Annotated in this window: 15 protein-coding genes; 7 read left to right on the forward strand and 8 right to left on the reverse strand. The window is 73.4% G+C overall.

Features of this window, described 5'->3' with window-relative positions; genetic code table 11:
- Positions 1-89: 89 nt before the first annotated feature.
- On the reverse strand, positions 90-866 hold the full coding sequence (locus IE255_RS37490; protein ID WP_190054941.1) for a GNAT family N-acetyltransferase: 777 nt from the start codon (positions 864-866) through the stop codon (positions 90-92).
- Between the two features lie 158 nt (positions 867-1,024).
- On the opposite strand from IE255_RS37490, the gene IE255_RS37495 reads away from it, so the two are divergent.
- The 3 genes from IE255_RS37495 (at position 1,025) to IE255_RS37505 (ending at position 6,691) form a co-directional block, all read left to right on the forward strand.
- Complete coding sequence (locus IE255_RS37495) at positions 1,025-1,510, forward strand: nucleoside deaminase (protein WP_190054910.1); 486 nt, start codon at positions 1,025-1,027, stop codon at positions 1,508-1,510.
- Positions 1,511-1,672: 162 nt separating this feature from the next.
- The gene (locus tag IE255_RS37500) at positions 1,673-5,950 is read left to right on the forward strand and encodes an aminotransferase class I/II-fold pyridoxal phosphate-dependent enzyme (RefSeq protein ID WP_190054942.1); all 4,278 of its coding nucleotides are present in this window, start codon (positions 1,673-1,675) and stop codon (positions 5,948-5,950) included.
- 6 nt (positions 5,951-5,956) lie between these two features.
- Positions 5,957-6,691, forward strand: coding sequence for a class I SAM-dependent methyltransferase (locus IE255_RS37505; RefSeq protein ID WP_190054911.1), 735 nt, complete (start codon positions 5,957-5,959; stop codon positions 6,689-6,691).
- A gap of 313 nt (positions 6,692-7,004) precedes the next feature.
- Here IE255_RS37505 and IE255_RS37510 read toward each other — a convergent pair whose 3' ends face one another.
- A complete protein-coding gene (locus tag IE255_RS37510) occupies positions 7,005-7,667 on the reverse strand; it encodes a chaplin (protein ID WP_190054912.1) in 663 nt (220 codons plus the stop codon).
- 259 nt (positions 7,668-7,926) lie between these two features.
- Between IE255_RS37510 and IE255_RS37515 the strand changes: the two genes are divergently transcribed.
- Positions 7,927-9,498 (forward strand): alpha/beta hydrolase, encoded by a 1,572-nt coding sequence (locus IE255_RS37515; protein WP_190054913.1) that lies wholly within the window; start codon positions 7,927-7,929, stop codon positions 9,496-9,498.
- A 77-nt stretch (positions 9,499-9,575) separates the two neighbouring features.
- Here the strand turns inward: IE255_RS37515 and IE255_RS37520 are convergent, their stop codons facing one another.
- Positions 9,576-9,932, reverse strand: a complete 357-nt coding sequence (locus IE255_RS37520; protein ID WP_190054914.1) for a hypothetical protein — start codon at positions 9,930-9,932, stop codon at positions 9,576-9,578.
- A 112-nt stretch (positions 9,933-10,044) separates the two neighbouring features.
- Here IE255_RS37520 and IE255_RS37525 point away from each other — a divergent pair, with 112 nt between their 5' ends.
- Positions 10,045-11,139 (forward strand): baeRF3 domain-containing protein, encoded by a 1,095-nt coding sequence (locus IE255_RS37525; RefSeq protein ID WP_190054915.1) that lies wholly within the window; start codon positions 10,045-10,047, stop codon positions 11,137-11,139.
- A 272-nt stretch (positions 11,140-11,411) separates the two neighbouring features.
- Entirely contained in the window at positions 11,412-12,821 is a 1,410-nt protein-coding gene (locus IE255_RS37530; RefSeq protein WP_190054916.1) for a PP2C family protein-serine/threonine phosphatase, read from the forward strand.
- 5 nt (positions 12,822-12,826) lie between these two features.
- Here the strand turns inward: IE255_RS37530 and IE255_RS37535 are convergent, their stop codons facing one another.
- Positions 12,827-14,320 (reverse strand): DNA-binding protein NsdB, encoded by a 1,494-nt coding sequence (locus IE255_RS37535; RefSeq protein WP_190054917.1) that lies wholly within the window; start codon positions 14,318-14,320, stop codon positions 12,827-12,829.
- A 234-nt stretch (positions 14,321-14,554) separates the two neighbouring features.
- Here IE255_RS37535 and IE255_RS37540 point away from each other — a divergent pair, with 234 nt between their 5' ends.
- Positions 14,555-15,694: an aminoglycoside phosphotransferase family protein gene (locus IE255_RS37540; protein WP_190054918.1), complete on the forward strand. Its 1,140-nt coding sequence runs from the start codon at positions 14,555-14,557 to the stop codon at positions 15,692-15,694.
- A 65-nt stretch (positions 15,695-15,759) separates the two neighbouring features.
- Here the strand turns inward: IE255_RS37540 and IE255_RS37545 are convergent, their stop codons facing one another.
- The 4 genes from IE255_RS37545 to IE255_RS37560 all read right to left on the reverse strand — a co-directional run bounded on the left by IE255_RS37545 (position 15,760) and on the right by IE255_RS37560 (position 18,311).
- Positions 15,760-16,257 carry a hypothetical protein gene (locus IE255_RS37545; RefSeq protein WP_190054919.1) on the reverse strand — a complete coding sequence of 166 codons (498 nt, stop codon included), beginning with the start codon at positions 16,255-16,257 and terminating at the stop codon, positions 15,760-15,762.
- A 92-nt stretch (positions 16,258-16,349) separates the two neighbouring features.
- Positions 16,350-16,949 carry a CGNR zinc finger domain-containing protein gene (locus tag IE255_RS37550; protein ID WP_190054920.1) on the reverse strand — a complete coding sequence of 200 codons (600 nt, stop codon included), beginning with the start codon at positions 16,947-16,949 and terminating at the stop codon, positions 16,350-16,352.
- 53 nt (positions 16,950-17,002) lie between these two features.
- Positions 17,003-17,905 carry a universal stress protein gene (locus IE255_RS37555; RefSeq protein WP_190054921.1) on the reverse strand — a complete coding sequence of 301 codons (903 nt, stop codon included), beginning with the start codon at positions 17,903-17,905 and terminating at the stop codon, positions 17,003-17,005.
- 163 nt (positions 17,906-18,068) lie between these two features.
- Positions 18,069-18,311: a DUF397 domain-containing protein gene (locus IE255_RS37560; protein WP_031118613.1), complete on the reverse strand. Its 243-nt coding sequence runs from the start codon at positions 18,309-18,311 to the stop codon at positions 18,069-18,071.
- Positions 18,312-18,394 lie beyond the last annotated feature (83 nt).

Consider the following 18,394-nt stretch of genomic DNA (forward strand, 5'->3'; position numbering starts at 1 on the left):
CCGCGCGGCCTCATGCCCGGGTCCGGCGGCGTCCGCCGGCGGCGGGCACGGTGCCGCGGGCGGCCGGGGCAGGGCGGCGCCGTGGCCGGTCACGGCGTGTACACGTACGGCGTCGTCGTGGTCAGCGGCAGGAAGCCGAGGCGTTCCAGGATGGGGCGGCTCTGGCCGGAGGCGTCGACCTGGAGGTAGCGGAAGCCGCGGGCCGCCGCGGCACGGGCGCGGTGGGCCACCAGGGCGCGGTAGATGCCGCGGCCGCGCCAGGCCTCGACGGTGCCCCCGCCCCACAGGCCGGCGAACCGCGTGCCGGGCACGAGTTCCATGCGGGCCGCGCTCACCGGCTCGTCGCCGGCCATCGCCACGACGGCGACGACGGTGTCCGGGTCCGCCGCCAGCCGGGCGAGAAGCTGATCGCGCAGCCAGGAGCTGTCCTCGCCGAACGCCTTCTCGTGGACGTCGGTCACGAGGTCGACGCCCGGCGCGTCGGTGACCGGCACGACGCGGACACCCTCCGGCGGTTCGGCGTCCAGGATCTGCCCGCCGGCCTCGCCGATCATCAGCGTCTCCTGAGGCCCGGGCGTGAACCCCGCCGCGCGCAGCCGCCGCCCGAGGTCCGCCGGCCGGTCGTGTCCGTACAGCTTCCACTCGAAGGCCAGGCCGAGCCCGGTGTAGTGGCGGATCTGCTCGGCGATCGCCGCCTCCGCTCCGGCCTCGTCGAGGTCGGACCACACGACGCCGTTCCAGCCCTGCCCGGTGGCGACCTGACGGACCACGTCGCCGGTTCGCTCGACGCGGGCGCCGGGGCCGTCCGGCCGCGCCCCCGCACGCAGGTCGCGGTCGAACAGGGCGAGCAGCGCGGCATGATCCAGATGTTCCATGGGTGCACTCCAGCATCAACCGGCCGGTCCGGCAACGCCTTTTCCCGGTACGGCAACACCCCTCGGCGCCCGGCCACGCCGTTCCTTCCCCCATGGGGGCCGGGGCCATAGGGTCCTGGTGATCACACCGTCACGGGAAGGCGCACACCATGGTCGTGAAGGACACGGAACTGCCGTATCTGCGCCGCTGTGTGGAACTCGCCGCCGAGGCACTGCGGGCCGGGGACGAACCGTTCGGATCGGTCCTGGTCGGCGGGGACGGCACGGTCCTCGGCGAGGACCACAACCGGGTGGCGTCCGGCGATCGCACCCGGCACCCCGAGTTCGAACTGGCCCGCTGGTCGGCGGCCCGCCTCACCCCCGAGGAGCGGGCGGCGGCCACGGTCTACACCTCCGGCGAGCACTGCCCGATGTGTGCGGCCGCGCACGCCTGGGTCGGTCTGGGACGCATCGTCTACGTCGCCTCCTCCGCGCAACTCGCATCCTGGCTGAGCGAGTTGCGGGTCCCCGCGCCACCGGTCCGGACACTCCCCGTCCACGAGGTCGCACCCGGTGTAGTCGTGGACGGACCCGTGCCCGAACTCGCGGAACAGGTGCGGGAGTTGCACGTCCGGTTCCATCGCGGACGCCGCTGAGGCACGGGACGCCCCGGCCGGGCGGGCTCCGTCGGACGCCCGTGGCCGGGCCGCCCGAGATGCAGGGCCACACTGGCGAACGTACGATCGAATTCAACCAAACCAGACGCCCCGGTCCCCGATGGGGGGAGGCGCATATCCTTGCTGCCGGCGCGGCGGCTGATGGCCGCCTACATCGCCCTGGTCACGGCCGTCACGATCGTGTACATGACCATCCCGGTGGTGGCTCCCGCGCTGTGGGCCGTCATCGGGCTGGCCGGCGTCACCGCCGTACTGGCCGGCGTGCGCGTGCACCGGCCCGCCCACCAGTGGCCCTGGTGGTTCCTGGCCGGTGGGCTGCTCACCTTCATCGCGGGCGACACGTACTACAACGTGATGGAGGAGTACTTCGACGCCTCCAACCCCTTCCCGTCCCCCGCCGACGCCTGCTACCTGGCCACCTATCCGCTTTTCGCGATCGGCCTGTCGGGGCTGGTGCGCCACCGGTGGGCCGACCGCGACCTGCCGAGCCTGCTCGACGCGCTGATCGTCACCGCGGGCCTCGCGCTGCCCGTGTGGGTGTACCTGGTCCAGCCGCTGACCGTGGTGGAGGGGCTGACCTGGGAGCAGCGCGCCTTCAGCATCGCCTATCCCCTCGGCGACGTCCTCGTGCTGGCCCTGCTGGCCCGGCTGCTGACCCCGAGCCCGGTCAACGGGCTTAACCGCGCCGTGCAGCTGCTGGTCGTCGGCACCGTGACGCTGCTCGGCTTCGACATCGCCTACGGGATCCTCCAGCTGAACGCCATGTGGCAGACGGGCACCCTGCTCGACACCGGGTGGATCGCCTTCTACACCGCCTGGGGCCTGGCCGCCCTGCACCCCTCGATGGTCGAACTGACCGCCTCCGTACCGCAGCGTGAGTCCCTGCTCCCGCCGCCGCGCCGGCTGGTCATGCTCGCCGTGGCCACGCTCATCGCACCGGGGATCCTGCTGTACGAGGGGCTGAGCAACCAGCCGCGGGACGCCGCCGTGATCGCGGCCTTCTCCGGGGTGCTGTTCCTGCTGGTGATCCTCCGGCTGGCGGGGATGGTCGTGGCCCATCGCCGGGCCGTGACCCGGGAGCTCGCGCTGCGCGGGGCGGCTGCCTCACTGGTCTCGGCGTTCCGGCAGGAGGAGGTCGACCAGTCTTGCCGCACGGCGGTCGACCGGCTGATGGGGCCCGACATACCGCACCGGACGATGCTGCTGCCGGCGGAGCGCGGGGCGGACCTCGGCGCGCGCGGCACCCACCTGGTGAGCCCGGCCGCCCTCGACCCGGGCATCGCCGCCGGCCTCGACGCTCTGCCCTCCGTCCTGGTGTGCCCCATGACCCAGCCGGACCGTCCGGCGGGAGCGGTCCCGGGCGTCCTGCTGGTCGGCGGCCCGGAGCGGCAGCTCACCGAGACCTGGGGCTCCCTGGAGATCCTGGCGTCGCACGCGGGCCTGGCCATGGAGCGGGTCAAGCTGCGCCAGGAGGTGGTCCGGCGGGAGAACGAGGCGTACTTCCGCACCCTGGTCCGCAACGCCTCCGACGTGATCCTCATCCTGGAGGACGACGACACCATCCGGTACTCCAGCCCGTCCGCGCGGTCCGTGTTCGGCACCGACGACCTCGTCGGCGTGTCCCTGCCGGAACTGGTCGACCCCGGGGACCGGGAGCGGGCCGCGCGGGAGCTGGCCGCCGTACGGGAGAGGGGGGCGCGGGCCGGGCACGACCACTGGTGGGTACGGCGTGGAGAAGGGCGCGTCGAGGTCGAGGTGCGGTGCAGCGACTTCCGGGACGAGCGGACCGTGTCCGGCCTGGTGGTGACCCTGCGGGACGTGACCGAGCAGCGGCGGCTGGAGCAGGAGCTGACGCAGCGGGCCTTCCACGACTCGCTGACCGGTCTGCCCAACCGGACGCTGCTGCTGGAGCGGATCGAACGCGCGCTGCTGCGCGGCCGCCGCGAGTCCTCGCTGACCTGTCTGCTCTTCATCGACCTGGACGACTTCAAGCTGGTCAACGACACGATGGGGCACCGGGCGGGCGACCATCTGCTGGTCGCCGTCGGCAACCGGCTCTCCCGGACGCTGCGGCGCTCCGACACCGCGGCCCGGCTCGGCGGTGACGAGTTCGCCGTCCTGATGGAGGACGCCAAGCAGCCGCTCGACGCGGAGCTGCTGGCGGCCCAGGTGATCCAGACGCTGAGCAGGCCGTTCGACCTGGCCGACGAGTCGGTGACGGTGTCCGCCAGCGTGGGCGTGGCCACGGCGCGCGACAGCACGGACGCGGAGGAGCTGCTGAGCCACGCCGACCTCGCGCTGTACGCGGCGAAGGCGGCGGGCAAGCGGCAGTGGCGCCGTTTCCGGCCGCTGCTGCGCAGCCGCATGGTCGAGCGGCACGACCTCCAGTCCCAGCTGGCCCAGGCGGTCGCCGACAAGGCGTTCGCGCTGCGCTACCAGCCCGTCGTGGACATCACGGCGGAGGATGTCGTGGGGTTCGAGGCGCTGGTCCGCTGGCCGCACGAGCAGCGGCCGTCCGTCGCGCCGGAGGAGTTCATCAGCCTGGCCGAGGAGACCGGGCACATCGCCCCGCTGGGGTCGTGGGTGCTGGAGAACGCGGTCAGCGACATCGTGGGCCTGCAACGGCTGCCGGGGCCGTCTCGTCCGCCGTACGTGAGTGTGAACGTCTCCGCCCGCCAGTTCCGCGACGCGGGGTTCGTCGAGCAGGTCGGCCAGGCGCTGAGCACGCCGGGGCTGGAGCCGGGGTCGCTTCAGCTGGAGCTGACGGAGACGGTGCTGCTGCACCGCGACGACCGTCTCCAGACGGTGCTGCACACGCTGAAGGAACTCGGCGTGCACATCGCGGTCGACGACTTCGGCACCGGTTTCTCCTCGCTGCGCTATCTGCGGGACTTCCCCATCGACGTGCTGAAGATCGACAAGTCGTTCATCGACGACATCGCGCGCGACGCCCAGCAGGTCGCCCTGGTCGAGGGCATCGTGCGGATCGCCGACACCCTGGGCCTCCAGGTCATCGCGGAGGGCATCGAGGACACGGCGCAGCGGGACCTGCTGGCCGGGATGGGATGCCGGTTCGGGCAGGGCTACCTGTTCGCCCGGCCCATGACGGTGGAGCAGAGCGCGCACGTGCTGCGGCAGCCGAGCGCCCGCCCCTTCGCGCCGCCCCGTGCGCGGCGGCCGCGCGTGGACGCCGCCCGGGGACGCCGGGAGGCGCGCTGGGCGGACCTGGAGCATCTGCGGCGCACCAGCCCCATGAGCGACGCGGTCCTCGACGAGGTGCGCGGCCGGCACATCCGCAGCGGCGACCACTGGCTGATCGACTTCGCGTCCTGCAACTACCTGGGCTTCGACTGGGACCCGGAGATCATGGAGGCCGTCGATCCCGCGGTACGCGCGTGGGGCACGCACCCCAGCTGGTCGCGGCTGCTGGGCAGTCCCCGGCTGTACCCCGAGATCGAGGAGCGGCTCGCCGCGCTGCTGGGCGCGCCGGACACGCTGCTGCTGCCCACGCTGACGCTGGTGCACGCGTCGGTGATCCCGGCCATCGCCGAGGACGGGCACGTCTTCGTCGAGGCGACCGCGCACCGGACGGTGTACGACGGCTGCGTGGTGGCCCGTGCGCAGGGCGCCACCCTGCACCGCTTCCACGGCGGGCGGCTCGACGAACTGCGTGCCCTGCTGTCCGGGGTGCCGCCGGGCACACCCCGGCTGGTGTGCCTGGACGGCGTCAACAGCATGACCGGCAACATCCCCGACCTGCCCGCGCTGGCGGCGGTGTGCCGCGCCGAGGGCGCGACGCTGTACGTCGACGACGCGCACGGCTTCGGCGTGATCGGGGAGCGCGGGCCGGGCGAGACGTCCCCGTACGGCATGCGCGGCAACTGCGTGGTGCGGCACACCGGGGAGTCGTACGACGGGATCGTGCTGGTCGGCGGCTTCTCCAAGGCGTACTCGTCCCTGCTGGCGTTCCTCGCGCTGCCGTCGGAGCTGAAGAACCGCCTGAAGACCGCGGCGGCTCCGTATCTGTACTCGGGACCGTCCCCGACGGCCTCGCTGGCCACCGCGCTGGCCGGGCTGGACGTCAACGAGAGCCGGGGAGATGTCATCCGGGCCGACCTGTACCGCAAGACGGTGCGGGTGCTCGATCACCTGGACGGCCTGGGGGTGAGCACCCTCAACACGGACCGGCTGCCCATCGTGGAGGTTCCGCTGTCGAACCCGGCGGACCTGGACGCGGTCGCCGCGTTCCTGTGGGAGGAGGGCATCTACGTGACGCTGGCCGCCTACCCCCTGGTCCCCCGCGACAGGGTGGGCTTCCGCGTCCAGCTCACCGCGCTCAACTCGGACGAGGACATCGACCGCCTGAACGGGACCCTGACCCGGCTGTCCGAACGCTTCCCGCTGCGGCTGAAGGGCTAGACGGCCATGACGACGCACAACGACGACGTGGACTGGGACCGCTGGCCGGTCGCCGACTACCTGGCGGAGAACTACCGCGAGGTGCACCCCTCGGACGCGGCGGTCATCGCGCACCACTCCGCCTTCTACCGGCGCCTGCCGCCCGGTGGCGTCGCCCGCTCGGTGGAGTTCGGTGCGGGCCCGAACCTCTACCCGCTCATTCTGGCGTCCGCCGTGAGCCGCAGGATCGACGCGGTGGAGGCGGGGTCGAGCAACGTCGCCTACCTCCAGGAGCAGATCTGTGACCGCCCCGACGCGAGCTGGCTGCCCTTCCACGCGCTGTGCCGGCGGCTCAACCCCGCCGTGCCCGCGACCCTGGCGGGGGCGCTGGCCCCGGTGAACGTCGTCCACGCCGATGTCCGGACCCTGCGGCCGGGCACGTACGAACTGGCCTCCATGCACTTCGTCGCCGAGGGCGCCACGGAGGACTTCGCCGAGTTCGCGGACTTCTGCCGCACCTTCGTCCGGACGGTCGTCCCGGGCGGTCATCTGGTGGCCGCCTTCATGGAGAACATGCCGACGTACCGCATCGGCCCGGCCTCCCGCTGGCCCGGCTGCCCGGTGAACCCGGCCACGATCACGGAGGTCTTCACACCCCTGACCCGCGACCTGGACGTCACCCACATCGACACGGACCCGACCCTGCCGGACTACGGCGACTCGGGGATGGTGCTGCTCACGGGGGTGGCGGAGGCGGTCTGAGGACACCGGTTGCCCAGGATGGGGCACCCACCGGCCGGCCTTCGCCGACACCGAGGCCCGCACGATGCCGGGCCGGGCCCCACCGGCCAGGACTTGCCGCCTACTGCCGCTGACCGCCTACGAGCGCCACGCCGCGGGTTCGCTGCTGCCCGATGCCCGGCATGCGCCGAGCAGCCGGAAAGCCGCCACCGGCGGCGACTGGGCCGCCGAGCGACTGGCATGTCGCCGACGGCCCTCTGGCACCGGCCCGGCCGGTTGGCTCGGGCCGGCTGAGGCCCCGCCGCCGGGGGCCCTGGCATGGCCGGGCGGCCGCTCAGTCGTCCGCGCCGGGGCGGAAACGCCGGCGCAGGACCACTCCCCCGAGCACGAGCGCCGCGCTCGCCGCGACGGCCGGGAGGGTGTGGTCGGTGCCCGTGTGGGCGAGGGCGCCCTGGGCCTGCTGCGGGGTGTGCGGGGCCGGCTTCGGGGCCGCCGGGTGCGCCCGCGGCGGGGTGGAGGGCTTCGGGGCCGGCTCCGGTGGGTGGTGGGGGCGGACCGGGCGTCCGCCGGGGGTGTTCGAGGACTCGTTGCCGGTCGAGGCGTTGCCGATGCCGACCACGTTCACCGAGTTGCCGGTGACGTTGACCGGCAGGTCGACCGGCAGCTGGACGCCGTTGCCGGAGACCACGCCCGGTGAATCCTTTCCGCCGCCCTCGGCGACCGCGCCACCGGGCTTGTCCGGCCGTTCCGCGGGCCCGCTCTTGTTGGCGCAGCTGTTGCCCGCGGCGGGGTTCAGGACCCCCACCACGTTCACGGTGTTCCCGCACACGTTCACCGGGACGTGCACCGGCAGCTGGATGGTGTTGCCGGAGACCACCCCGGGCGAACCGGCCGCGGAGCCGTCCGCCCCGGAACCGGCGTACGCGGGGACGGTCACGGCCATCACGCCAGAAGCGGCGGCGACGGCGATCACACCGTTTCGGGTAACCCGTCTCATAGGTTCCCTGCCTTCCAGACATCGTCGCGGGCACTCACCCGCACGAGACAAAACGCGAAGCACCCGATCCGAGTTATGGCTAATCGGGCTTTCACTCCATCGAGCGGCCCGGTTGTCGAACTAGCGGTAAAGCCCTTCGTATGCGCGATGCGGCGGCGCAGGGTAAGGCACTTCGCCCGGCCCCGCTCGTCCGGAGGCGCGGCCCCAGGGGCCCGCTTATCGTGGGCGAGGGCGCCGTGGGGCGCCCCTGGAGGCATCGATGCTGGCCAAGCTGTCCACGCGCCCGTCGCTCCGGCGCTGCGCGGTCACCGGCACCGCCGGGCTGGCCCTGCTGGGTACGGGGCTGCCGGCCGCCGACGACCCCCCGCCCGGCCTGACGCGCTTCTACGACCAGAAGGTCCGCTGGTCGGCCTGCGCGGGCGCCGACATGCCGAAGGACCTGCAGTGCGGCAAGGTCACCGTCCCGCTCGACTACTCCCGGCCGGAGAAGGGCACCCTCGATCTCGCCCTGGCCCGCTACCGGGCCACGGGCGAGTCCCGGGGTTCGGTGCTGCTGAACTTCGGCGGCCCGGGCGGCCAGGGCGTGGCCCAACTCGCCATGGACAGCAAGGACTTCATGGGCCTGACGGACGGCTACGACGTGGTCTCCTTCGACCCTCGCGGCGTCGGCCGCTCCTCACCGGTCAGCTGCGGAAACGCCTCCGACGACGCCCTGGACGCCACCGACGGCAACGCCGACCTGGCCGATCCGCAGGCCGTGCTCGGCAAGCTGCGCGAGGCGGCGGCCGAGTGCGCCGAGCACTCGGGCCCCGTCCTGCCCCACATCGGCACCGTGAACGCCGCCCGCGACCTGGACGTCATGCGCGACGCGCTCGGCGACGACAAGCTCAACTACCTGGGCTTCTCCTACGGAAGCCGGCTCGGTGCGGTGTACGCGGCGCAGTTCCCCGGAAAGGTCGGCAGGATGGTGCTGGACGGCGTCGACACGCTCACCGAGCCGCTGGCCGAGCAGGGTGTGGTGAGCGCGCAGGGACAGCAGACGGCGCTGGAGAACTTCCTCACCTGGTGCACGGACGACATCGCCTGCCCGTTCGGCCGGAACCCGCGGGAGGCCCGGGAACACGTCGTCCAGGTGGTCGAGTCGCTCGACGAGGAGCCAGTCCCGACGGACTTCGGCGAGGAGTTCTCCGGGCAGGACTTCGCGGGCGCGCTGGCCCAGGGGCTGTACAGCCGGGAGCTGTGGCCCTCGCTGCAGCGGGCCATCGCACAGCTGCTCGAGGACGGGGACACGCGCGGCCTGGAGGCCTTCCTGTCCGGCGGCTTCCTCCTCCCGCCGCTGCGGGCTCCGCACGCCGGACTCACCGACCCGGAGGACGTGCCCCTGGACAACCTGCCGGCGGCGCTGATGGCGGTCAACTGCGCGGACGATCCCGACCGCCCCGCCGCCGCGCAGGTCGGCCGGGACCTCGGCCGGCTGCGCGCCCGCTACGAGCGCGCGTCACCGGTCTTCGGCCGGTACCGGCTCACCCAGGTGCTGATGTGCTACGGCCGCCCCAAGGGCACCGACTACATCCGCGACGAGGTCAAGGACGTCGACACGCCGAGGATGCTGCTCGTCGGCACCCGGGGCGACCCCGCCACGCCGTACCGCTGGACGATGGAGACGGCCGAGCGGCTCGGGTCGTCGGCCGTGGTGCTCGACAACCGGGGCGAGGGCCACACCGGCTACGGCTCGTCCAGGTGCGTGCACCGCAAGGTCGACGCCTTCCTGCTGTACGGCACGCTCCCGCCGGACGGCAGCTCCTGCGGCTCGGACCACGACGCCGAGTGAGCCGGCGGGGCCACTGGCCCGGCCTCGGCCGAGTGGGACCTAGGGGTCGTAGCGCGTGTCGCGGTGCGCGCCCTCCCTCAAGCCCGCAGCCGCCCCCGAACGCTCTCGGCGGCCTGCCCGGCGTCCGCGACGGAGACGGCGAGGCGGGTGAACGGCACCGGCCGCCACAGATCCAGGACCACGACGGGCACCCCCGCCCGGACGACGACGAAATCCCGGCCCAGGGGGTGGATCCGCTCCCCGACGCACCACCGGCCGGGCCGGCAGCGGCCGCCGAGCGGCGCGCCCCGCAGCACGCGCCACCAGTCCGGCTCGACCCGCACGGCGCGCACGTGCGCGGACCGCACCCGCACCTCGCGGCGCCGGGTCGGCAGCGCTTCCCGCGGCGCGAGCCGGATCACGACGTCCTCGCCGTCCACCACCAGGCGTGCCATCGGCAGCCACCTCCTCCCCCAGCCTGCACCCGCGAAGGCCCCCACGAGCACGCGAGCCGTCAGGCCGATTGCCCCAAATGCCCTAAGGGCGAATCCGCTCTATCGTTCTGTCATGGAGCACGTTCTGAGTCCCGCGACCCTTGCCGAGCTGCGGCGCCCGCGCCCCTACCCCGCGGTCTCCGTGCTGACGCCGACACACCGGCGCGAGCCCTACAACGCCCAGGACCAGGTCCGGCTGCGCAACGCGGTGGCCGAGGCCAAGAGGCAGCTGGAGGCGGATCCGGCGGTCAGCCGCGACCGGCGCACCGAGGTCTGCCGGCACCTCGACCGGGCCCTGTCCGAGGTCGACCTGACGCACGCCGAGGACGGCCTGGTGATCTTCGCCGCTCCGGGCGAGCACCAGGTGTGGTCGCTGGCCCGGCCCGTGCCCGAACGGGTGGTGCTCTCGGACACCTTCCTCACCCGCAACCTCGTCTCCGCGCAGACGGCCGAGCGGCCCTTCTGGGTGCTGTCCCTCGCCGCCGACCGCGTCACGCTGTGGAACGGCGGCGTCGACCGCGTCGCCGAGGCCCGCCTCGGCGGCTTCCCGCTGACCCGGCGCGTGGAGAACTTCGACCCGGAGCGGCAGCAGCGGATCGGCGACCTGCCGAGCGCCTTCCGGGAGGAGCGCACCCGCCAGTTCCTGCGCGAGACCGACATTGCGATGAGCGCCGTCCTGCGCGACCACCCGCGCCGGCTGTACGTCACCGGCGAGCCGGCCGCCCTGTCCCTGCTGGACGAGGTCGGCGGCGCCACCAGGGGCGCCGTGCACGTCCCGCACGGCGGACTCGCGCACGGGACGCCCGAGGCGGTGTGGCAGGCCCTGCGCCCGGTGGTCGAGGAGGAGGCCCGCCGGAGCACGGAAGCCGTCACCCGCGCCCTCGAAACGGCCCGCGGGCGGCGGGAGTTCGCCGCCGGTGTCGACGAGCTGTGGCAGAGCGCCCGGGACGGCCGCGTCCGGCTGCTGGCCGTCGAGGAGAACTACCGCGTGACCGTCCAGGACGCCGGGGACCATCTGGTCCTCGCCGGGAACGGCGACCTCGACTCCCGCGAGGACATCGTGGACGAGATCGTCGAGCAGTGCCTGGAGACCGGAGCCGACGTCCGCTTCGTACCGGACGGCACGCTCGGGGAGGCGGACGGCATCGCCGGGGTGCTGCGGTACTGACCAAGGCATCGAACACAGGGTCGTCGAACACGCGAAGGGGCCCGACACCGATGTTCGACGGAGCGTCAAATTCCCTGTGTAATCTACGACTTGGGCCTCCGAGGGCACGCTTCACAACTACCTCGGAGTAACTCCGGGAGACTGTGGCATATGCCGGAAGCACCACCGTATCGTGTGGTGCCAAATCCCTTACAGGGCGTCGCGGGCTGTGCGACAGTCGTAACGGTCCCTCCGTCAGCCTTGGTCGTACCGTCCCCGCATCGGAGTGCGTCATGCCGTCCCACCTCTCCGCGGACCGCCCAGCCGCCCAGCCGCCCGGACGCGGCTCGGTCGACGCGCTCATATCGCAGACGCGGCGGCTCAAGGGCGACGTGGACGCGGTGCGCCGCGACGCCGAGGAGGAGGGATCCGACCATCCGCGCGGACGCTGGCAGCGCGCCCTGTGCGACCTGGCCCTGCACCAGCTCAACGACCTCGACGAGCACCTGGCCCAGCTGCGGGACGGCCCCCTGCCCACGGCGGCGGTCCCGGAGCCGGCCACGCCCCCGCAGGGCTCGCTGCTCAGCCGGGTCGGCAGCGCCGAGTGGAACCTCCAGACGGACGAGGCCAGTTGGTCCGGAGAGCTCTACCAGATCCTCGGCCGCGACCCCGCCGCTCCCCCGCTCACCCTCGACGAGCTGCCGTCCCTGGTGCTCGACGAGGACCGGCCGAAGCTGACCGCGATGGTCACGAACTGCCTCGTGGACGCCCGGCCCATCGACGGCGAGTTCCGCATCGCACGCCCGGACGGTGACGTCCGGACCGTGCACATGATGGGCGAACCGGTGCTCGACACTGACGGCAGCACGGCCTCGATGTGGGCCGTGCTGCGGGACGTCAGCGAACTGCGCCGCAGCCAGCGGGCGGTGAGCGAGACCCGTGACTCGCTCCACCACCAGCGGGAGGCCGCGCGGACCGAGCACCGGCTCGCGGTCGAGCTGCAGGAAGCCGTGCTGCCGCCGTGGCGCGGCTCCCTGCGGCTCCCGCACCGGGGCCCGAGGACCCTGGACATCGCGGCCCGGTGCCTCCAGGCGTCCACACGCACCCTGATCGGCGGCGACTGGTACGACGCGCTGGAACTGACCGACGGCGAGACCCTCCTCAGCGTCGGCGACCTCACCGGGCAGGGCGTCGGCGTCACGTCGAACATGACCATGCTGCTCGGTGCCGTGCGCGGCATGGCGATGGCGGGGGCCCAGCCCGGACAGCTGATGGCCTGGCTGAACCAGTTACTCGACGCCACCGTGCAACCCGCCCTCGGCAGCGCCGTCTGCTGCCGCTACCGGCCCGGGACCCGCACGCTGGTGTGGGCGCAGGCCGGGCACCCCGCGCCGCTGCTGTTCCGCGACGGGACGGGACGCGTGCTGAACGCACCCCACGGCGTCCTGCTGGGCGCCACCTCGGGCCCGGTCTACGGGCAGGCCGAGGAGACCCTCGAGGTGGGCGACCTGCTGCTCCTGCACACCGACGGGCTGGTGCCCGGGCACACCGGAACGGCGGCCGCGAACCTCCTCCTCGACCTGGCCCCGCGCCTGGCCGGGAACGGCACGGCGGAGGACTGCGCACAGACGGTCGTCCAGGAGTTCGGCGGGAGCGAGCGCGAGGACAACACCTGTCTGCTCGTCGCCAAGGTGACGTCATAGGAATCTCAGGCCCGTGCGCTGTTGCCGCCCCTGCCCTTCGTCTTCGGCAGAGCGAGCTTGATCTCCTCCCGCAGCTCCTGGATCTTCGGGTATCCGGCGTACTCGGCGGTGAGCCGGTACATCTGGCGCAGCCGGTCCCAGGTGCGGTGGGAGGAGTTGGATCCCATCGACACCAGGGCGAGGCGGGCGTACCGGTCGGCCTGTTCGGGGTCGTCCGCGATGAAACAGGCCGACGCCATCGACAGGTAGTCGAAGATCTTCGAGCGCTGCCGGCCGTCGACCCGGAGGGCCAGCGCCTTCTCCGCATAGTGCTGGGCGTGCGCGGCCGCGCCCGGCTCGAACTCGGCGAGCGTACGGTAGGCCAGCGCCTGCATGCCGTAGAGGTCCTCCTCCTTGAACGTCTGCATCCAGTCCGGCGGCGGTACGTCGGCCTTGTCGGAGACGAAGAGGTCCTCCGCCTGCCCGAGCGTGCGGCGCATGGCCTGGCCCTTGCCCATGGAGGCCTGTGCCCAGGCCTCGATGGTGTAGAGCATCGCCCGGGTGCGGGGCAGCACCTCGTCGCCCGAGCCGGACGTGGCGAGCTTCATCAGGTCCAGGGCGTCGTCCGGCCTGCCCAGGTGCACCATCTGGCGGGCCGCGCGGGAGAGTGCCTCACCCGCGCGGGGCCGGTCCCCGCCCTCTCTGGCCGCGTGCGCGGCGATGACGAAGTACTTCTGGGCCGTGGGCTCCAGGCCGACGTCGTGCGACATCCAGCCCGCGAGGACGGCCAGGTTGGCGGCGACGCCCCACAGGCGCCGCTGGAGATGGGGTGGGTGACGGTAGGCGAGCATGCCGCCCACCTCGTTGAGCTGGCCCACCACGGCCTTGCGCTGGAGCCCGCCGCCGCGGGCCGCGTCCCAGGCGCGGAACACCTCGACCGAACGCTCCAGTTCCTCGATCTCCTGCGACCCGATGGGGGCGGCCTCGTAGCGGTCGTACCCAGCGGGGTCGGCGTGCAGGGGATGGTCGAGGTCGGGGGCGTCGGCAGCCAGGGCAGGGTCGGTGTGCAGCCAGTCGTACATGGCGCTGCTGAGTGCGGATCCCGCGGCGAGCGCGGCGCCCGCGCCCACCAAGCCGCGTCGGTTGAGCATGAGGTCCATTCCCGTGAATTCGGTGAGGACCGCGGCGGTCCGCTCGGGCGCCCACGGCACTCCGTCGGGAGGCTCCGCGCTCCCGCCGCCCTGCCGTTTCCCCGCACGCCCGTGCCGGACCAGACCGAGGTCCTCGATGGTCACGACACGGCCGAGACGCTCGGTGAACAGAGCCGCCAGCACCCGCGGCACCGGATCGCGCGGGATCTCTCCCGTGTCGATCCACCGCCGCACCCGGGAGGTGTCGGTCGCCAGCTGGGGATGGCCCATGGCCGCCGCCTGCCGGTTGACCAGCCTCGCGAGTTCGCCCTTGGACCAGCCGGCCAGGCCGAACAGGTCCGCGAGCCGGGTGTTGGGTTGTCCGCTCACGTCAAGCCCCCAGGTTCTCGGCTGAGTTGACAGTAGCCCGGCCAGACATGCCGGGCGACTATTCGCCAGGGTTCGCCAGGGTGCGCCAGATGGTGTGCCACTGGTCATCGGGTGTCAGGTAGGAACGCGCCACCCCGACCCGGTCGCCGCAGGGACATTCCCCAGGGTGCTCCCGGGAGTCCGGGCCGGGTGGTGCGCTGTCGTCGCAGGCACACGAAGGGATCTGTCTCGCCCATGTACGCAGCATCGTCCTCCGTGTCCGCACCGCCCCGGCCGCTGCACCCCCGTCCCACGGACAGCGGCCCCTACCTCGCCCCCGCGCGGCCGGCGGCCCCCGTGCTCGGTGCGGGCAGGGCACGGCGCGGCGCGGCCCTCGGCACCCAACCGCTCAGCGGGAGACTCGACTTGTCCGGCCCCCAGGGCGCGCAGCTGCGCACGGCCATCGCGGCGGTGCACCGCATCTGCCCGGAGTTCGCCCCGGTGCAGGTCCTGCGCCGCACCGGCCGGTCCGTGCTCCTGGTCGGCACGACCGGTCGCAGCTCGGCCGTCGCCAAGTGTTTACTGGACCACTCCCCCGCCTGGTCCGAGCGGATCCGCCACGAGATAGCGGCGTACCGCTCGTTCGTCCGGCACCGCCCTCCCGTGCGCGTGCCGCGACTGATCGCGGCGGACCCGGACAACTGCACCCTGGTGATCGAGCGGATGCCCGGGCGGGTGGCGGCGCTCCAGCGGCACCCGGCCGAGGCACCGCCCCGGGCGGACATCAGGGCGGCGCTCGGCGCGATCTGCCGGCTGAACGCGTGGCGACCGCCGGCGGGCACGTTCGACGCCCCGCTGGACTACGCGGCCCGGATCTCCCGGTACCACGAGCTGGGGCTGCTCACCGACCGGGACCTGGGCGACCTCCAGAAGCTGCTGCACGGCATCGCGCAGGCGGCCGGGCGGCAGGGCATGGGCCAGTTCTGCCACGGCGACGCACTGCTGTCGAACATCCTCCTGTCACCGGCCGGTCCAGTGCTGGTGGACTGGGAGCACGCGGGCTGGTACCTGCCGGGTTACGACCTGGCGACGCTGTGGTCGGTGCTCGGGGACGCACCGGTGGCCCGTCGCCAGATCAGCCAGATCGCCCAGTCGGCGGGCCTGGCGTCCAGGGATGCCTTCCTGGTGAACCTGATGCTGGTGCTGACGCGGGAGATCCGGCGGTACGAGACGGCCGTGCAGCGTTCGATGCACGACGCGACCCCGGCGGCACCGGGCACGGCCCACCCTGGTGCTGCGCCGTCCGGCGAGGAGCAGCGGCTGCTGCTGCGGCGGCTGCATGACGACTGCCAGATGGCCCGGCGGGCCGTGCGCGCGGCGGTCGGCACTCGCTGACGGGGACGAAGAGGCCGCTGTGCGCCGGGTCGGCGTACAGCGGCCCTTTCGTGTGCGGGGCTGGTTCAGCCCTGCTGGAACAGCTCCGCGGGCAGCGGCTTGAGGAGGGCGTACAGGTCGTCCGTGATGGGGCGGTCCCAGGCGGCGATGGTCACCAGGACGTTGTCGCTGCGGTCGAACTGGACGCAGGAGATCCGGTCCTCGGAGAGCTTGACGCGGCGGACGATCAGGAGGTTGTCGCCCTGCATCACCGGGACGTCCTCGGTGCCGACGACGGTGACCTCCTCGTCGTTCTCCAGCGCCAGGAGCAGCTGGGCCACCTCGAAGGGGACCTCTCCCTCGGGGACCTCGCGGGCCGGTGATCCCTCGGGCAGGTTGCCGATGATCATCGCGGGGCCGCGGCCGCCGAACAGGTCGTAGCGCAGGAAGACGCCCTGGCAGGTGCCGTCGGGCGCGGGCAGCAGTCCCGCACCGAGGTTGCCGGGCCAGTCGCCCGGGTCCATGGCCAGTACGTCGAAGTCGGGCCCGGCGGGAGTGGCGCTGCGGCGGCGGAGGAACGACATGTCGCCCATGGTACGTGCCCCGGCCTGCGAAGTGCCGGGCGGGCGGCGGACCCGTGGGGCCGGATTGCCGCCCTGCCGCTGGGGAGTGTCCGCTAGGCCGTCGCCTTGTGCCGCTGGTGGTGGCGGGCCACCCGGGCGCGGTTGCCGCAGGACGGCCTGCACCACTCCTGGCGCGGGTGCTCCTTGAGGAAGTACCGCACGCAGCGCGGCGCGTGGCAGGCCCGCAGCCGGTCGCGGTCGGGGCTCGCGAGGAACGCGATCACGGCGTGCGCGAGGGACGCCGTCAGTGCGTCGCCGGCGCGGACGGGCTGCCGGTGCACGACGGGGGCGGCGCCCTCGGGCCAGTCCAGGACCGGCACGGTGGGGGTGCGGGCCGCCGCCTCGTTCAGGTGCCGTACGGCGTCCGGGACGGGCATCAGGCGGGCCGCGTCGGCGGGGCTCGGGTCGCCGGGGCGCACGGCACGGGCGAAGAGCGCGCGGACGGCGGCACGCAGCTCGCGGACGGCGGTGAGCTGCGCGGCGCCGACGGCGAAACGGCCGGTGTCCGGCAGGACCTCGGGGTGGGCCCGGACCCAGGCGGTCAGGCCCGCCGGGTCGGCCAGGTCGTCGGCGACGCCGCCGCTCCCGTCGTGCCGGATGGTGAGAGCCAGGTCGAGGGCGAGCCGGGCGTCCCTGCTGATCGGTTCCCGCATGCGGCTAATGATAGGCCCGACGGTATCCATTACAGGTATCGCTTACGGCCAGGTCAGTCCTCCGGCGGCGCGGGCGGGACCACCGCGACGGGGCAGGCGGCGTGCAGCAGGACGGCGTGGGTGACCGAGCCCATCATGCGGGCGGGTGCCAGCAGGTGCCGCCGGTGGCGGCCCACGACGACGAGGTCGGCGTCCCGGGAGGCCGCCACGAGGTGTCCGGCCGCGTCGCCCGGCGCGGGGAGCGGCTCGGTCGGGACGTCGGGGTGCCGTTCGCGGTGCGGGGCGAGGAAGCCCTCGGCGAGGATGCGGGTCTCGTCCTCGATCACGTCCTGGTCGACGATCGGCGGCGGCAGTTCGCCGGGCAGCATCCAGGGCTGTGCGGGCCAGGGGTAGGCGGCGACCGCCTGGAGTCGGGCGCCGCGCCGGGCGGCCTCGGCGAAGGCGAACTCGAGCGTGGCCTCGTCGGGGCCGTCCACCTTCAGGCCGACGACGACCCGCGGGCCGGGGCCGGCCGGTGCCTCGCCGGGGACCTCGCGGCCGGGCCGGGGCACCACGACGACGGGGCACTCGGCGTCGCGGGCGGCGGCCATGCTGGTCGAGCCGAGCAACAGGCCGACGAAGCCGCCGCGGCCGCGGGAGCCCAGGACCAGCAGCTGGGCGGTGGCGCCCAGTTCGGGCAGGACCGCGGCGGTCGCGCCCTCCAGGCCGACGTACTCGGTGGCCGGCAGGTCGGCACGGCCCGCCAGGTGGGCACGGACCCGGTCGAGGACGGGGTCGTCCTGCGGAAGCACCGGCCCGGCGGCGAGGAGTTCGGGCGGGGCCCAATGGGCGTACTGACGGACGTGCGCCACGCGCAGGGGCGCCGAGCGCCGGCGAGCGGCGTCGACGGCCCATTCCAGGGCGCGCAGGCTGTCGTCCGAACCGTCGACCGCCACGACGACCGGCAGGGTGCTCATGGGTTCCTCACCTCCGGGGGATACGACCGTTGTCTCCCGGGGGCCAGCCTGGCTCAGGTGCCGGTCCCGGGGCGGTGCCTCGGGTCGCGTGTCCGGAAATGCGGGCGGAACACCCCCGGATCGGCCGTTCGGCCACGGCCGGCCGGGAGGGTCGCGGCCGGCCCTAGGTGAGGTCGAACTCCCCTTCCCGCGCTCCCGAGACGAACGCGCCCCACTCGGCGGGCGTGAAGATCAGGGAAGGGCTCTCCGGGCGGCCACTGTTCCGCATGGCGATGAAGCCCTCCACGAAGGCGATCTGCACATCCCCCAGGCCGCGGCTGCTGGACTGCCACTGTGCGTTGGTGAGGTCCAGGTCCGGCTTGTCCCAGCCCGTGAGCGGGCGCTGCTGGGTGGTGGTCTCGGCCACGTCCGTGCTCCTCCCGATTGCGTCGTCCGCGGCCAGCCTAGCGATCGTGTCCCACGGCCAACAGGGCACGTGAGCGGGACCTT

Source organism: Streptomyces lomondensis, assembly GCF_014651035.1.
GTDB lineage: Bacteria > Actinomycetota > Actinomycetes > Streptomycetales > Streptomycetaceae > Streptomyces > Streptomyces lomondensis.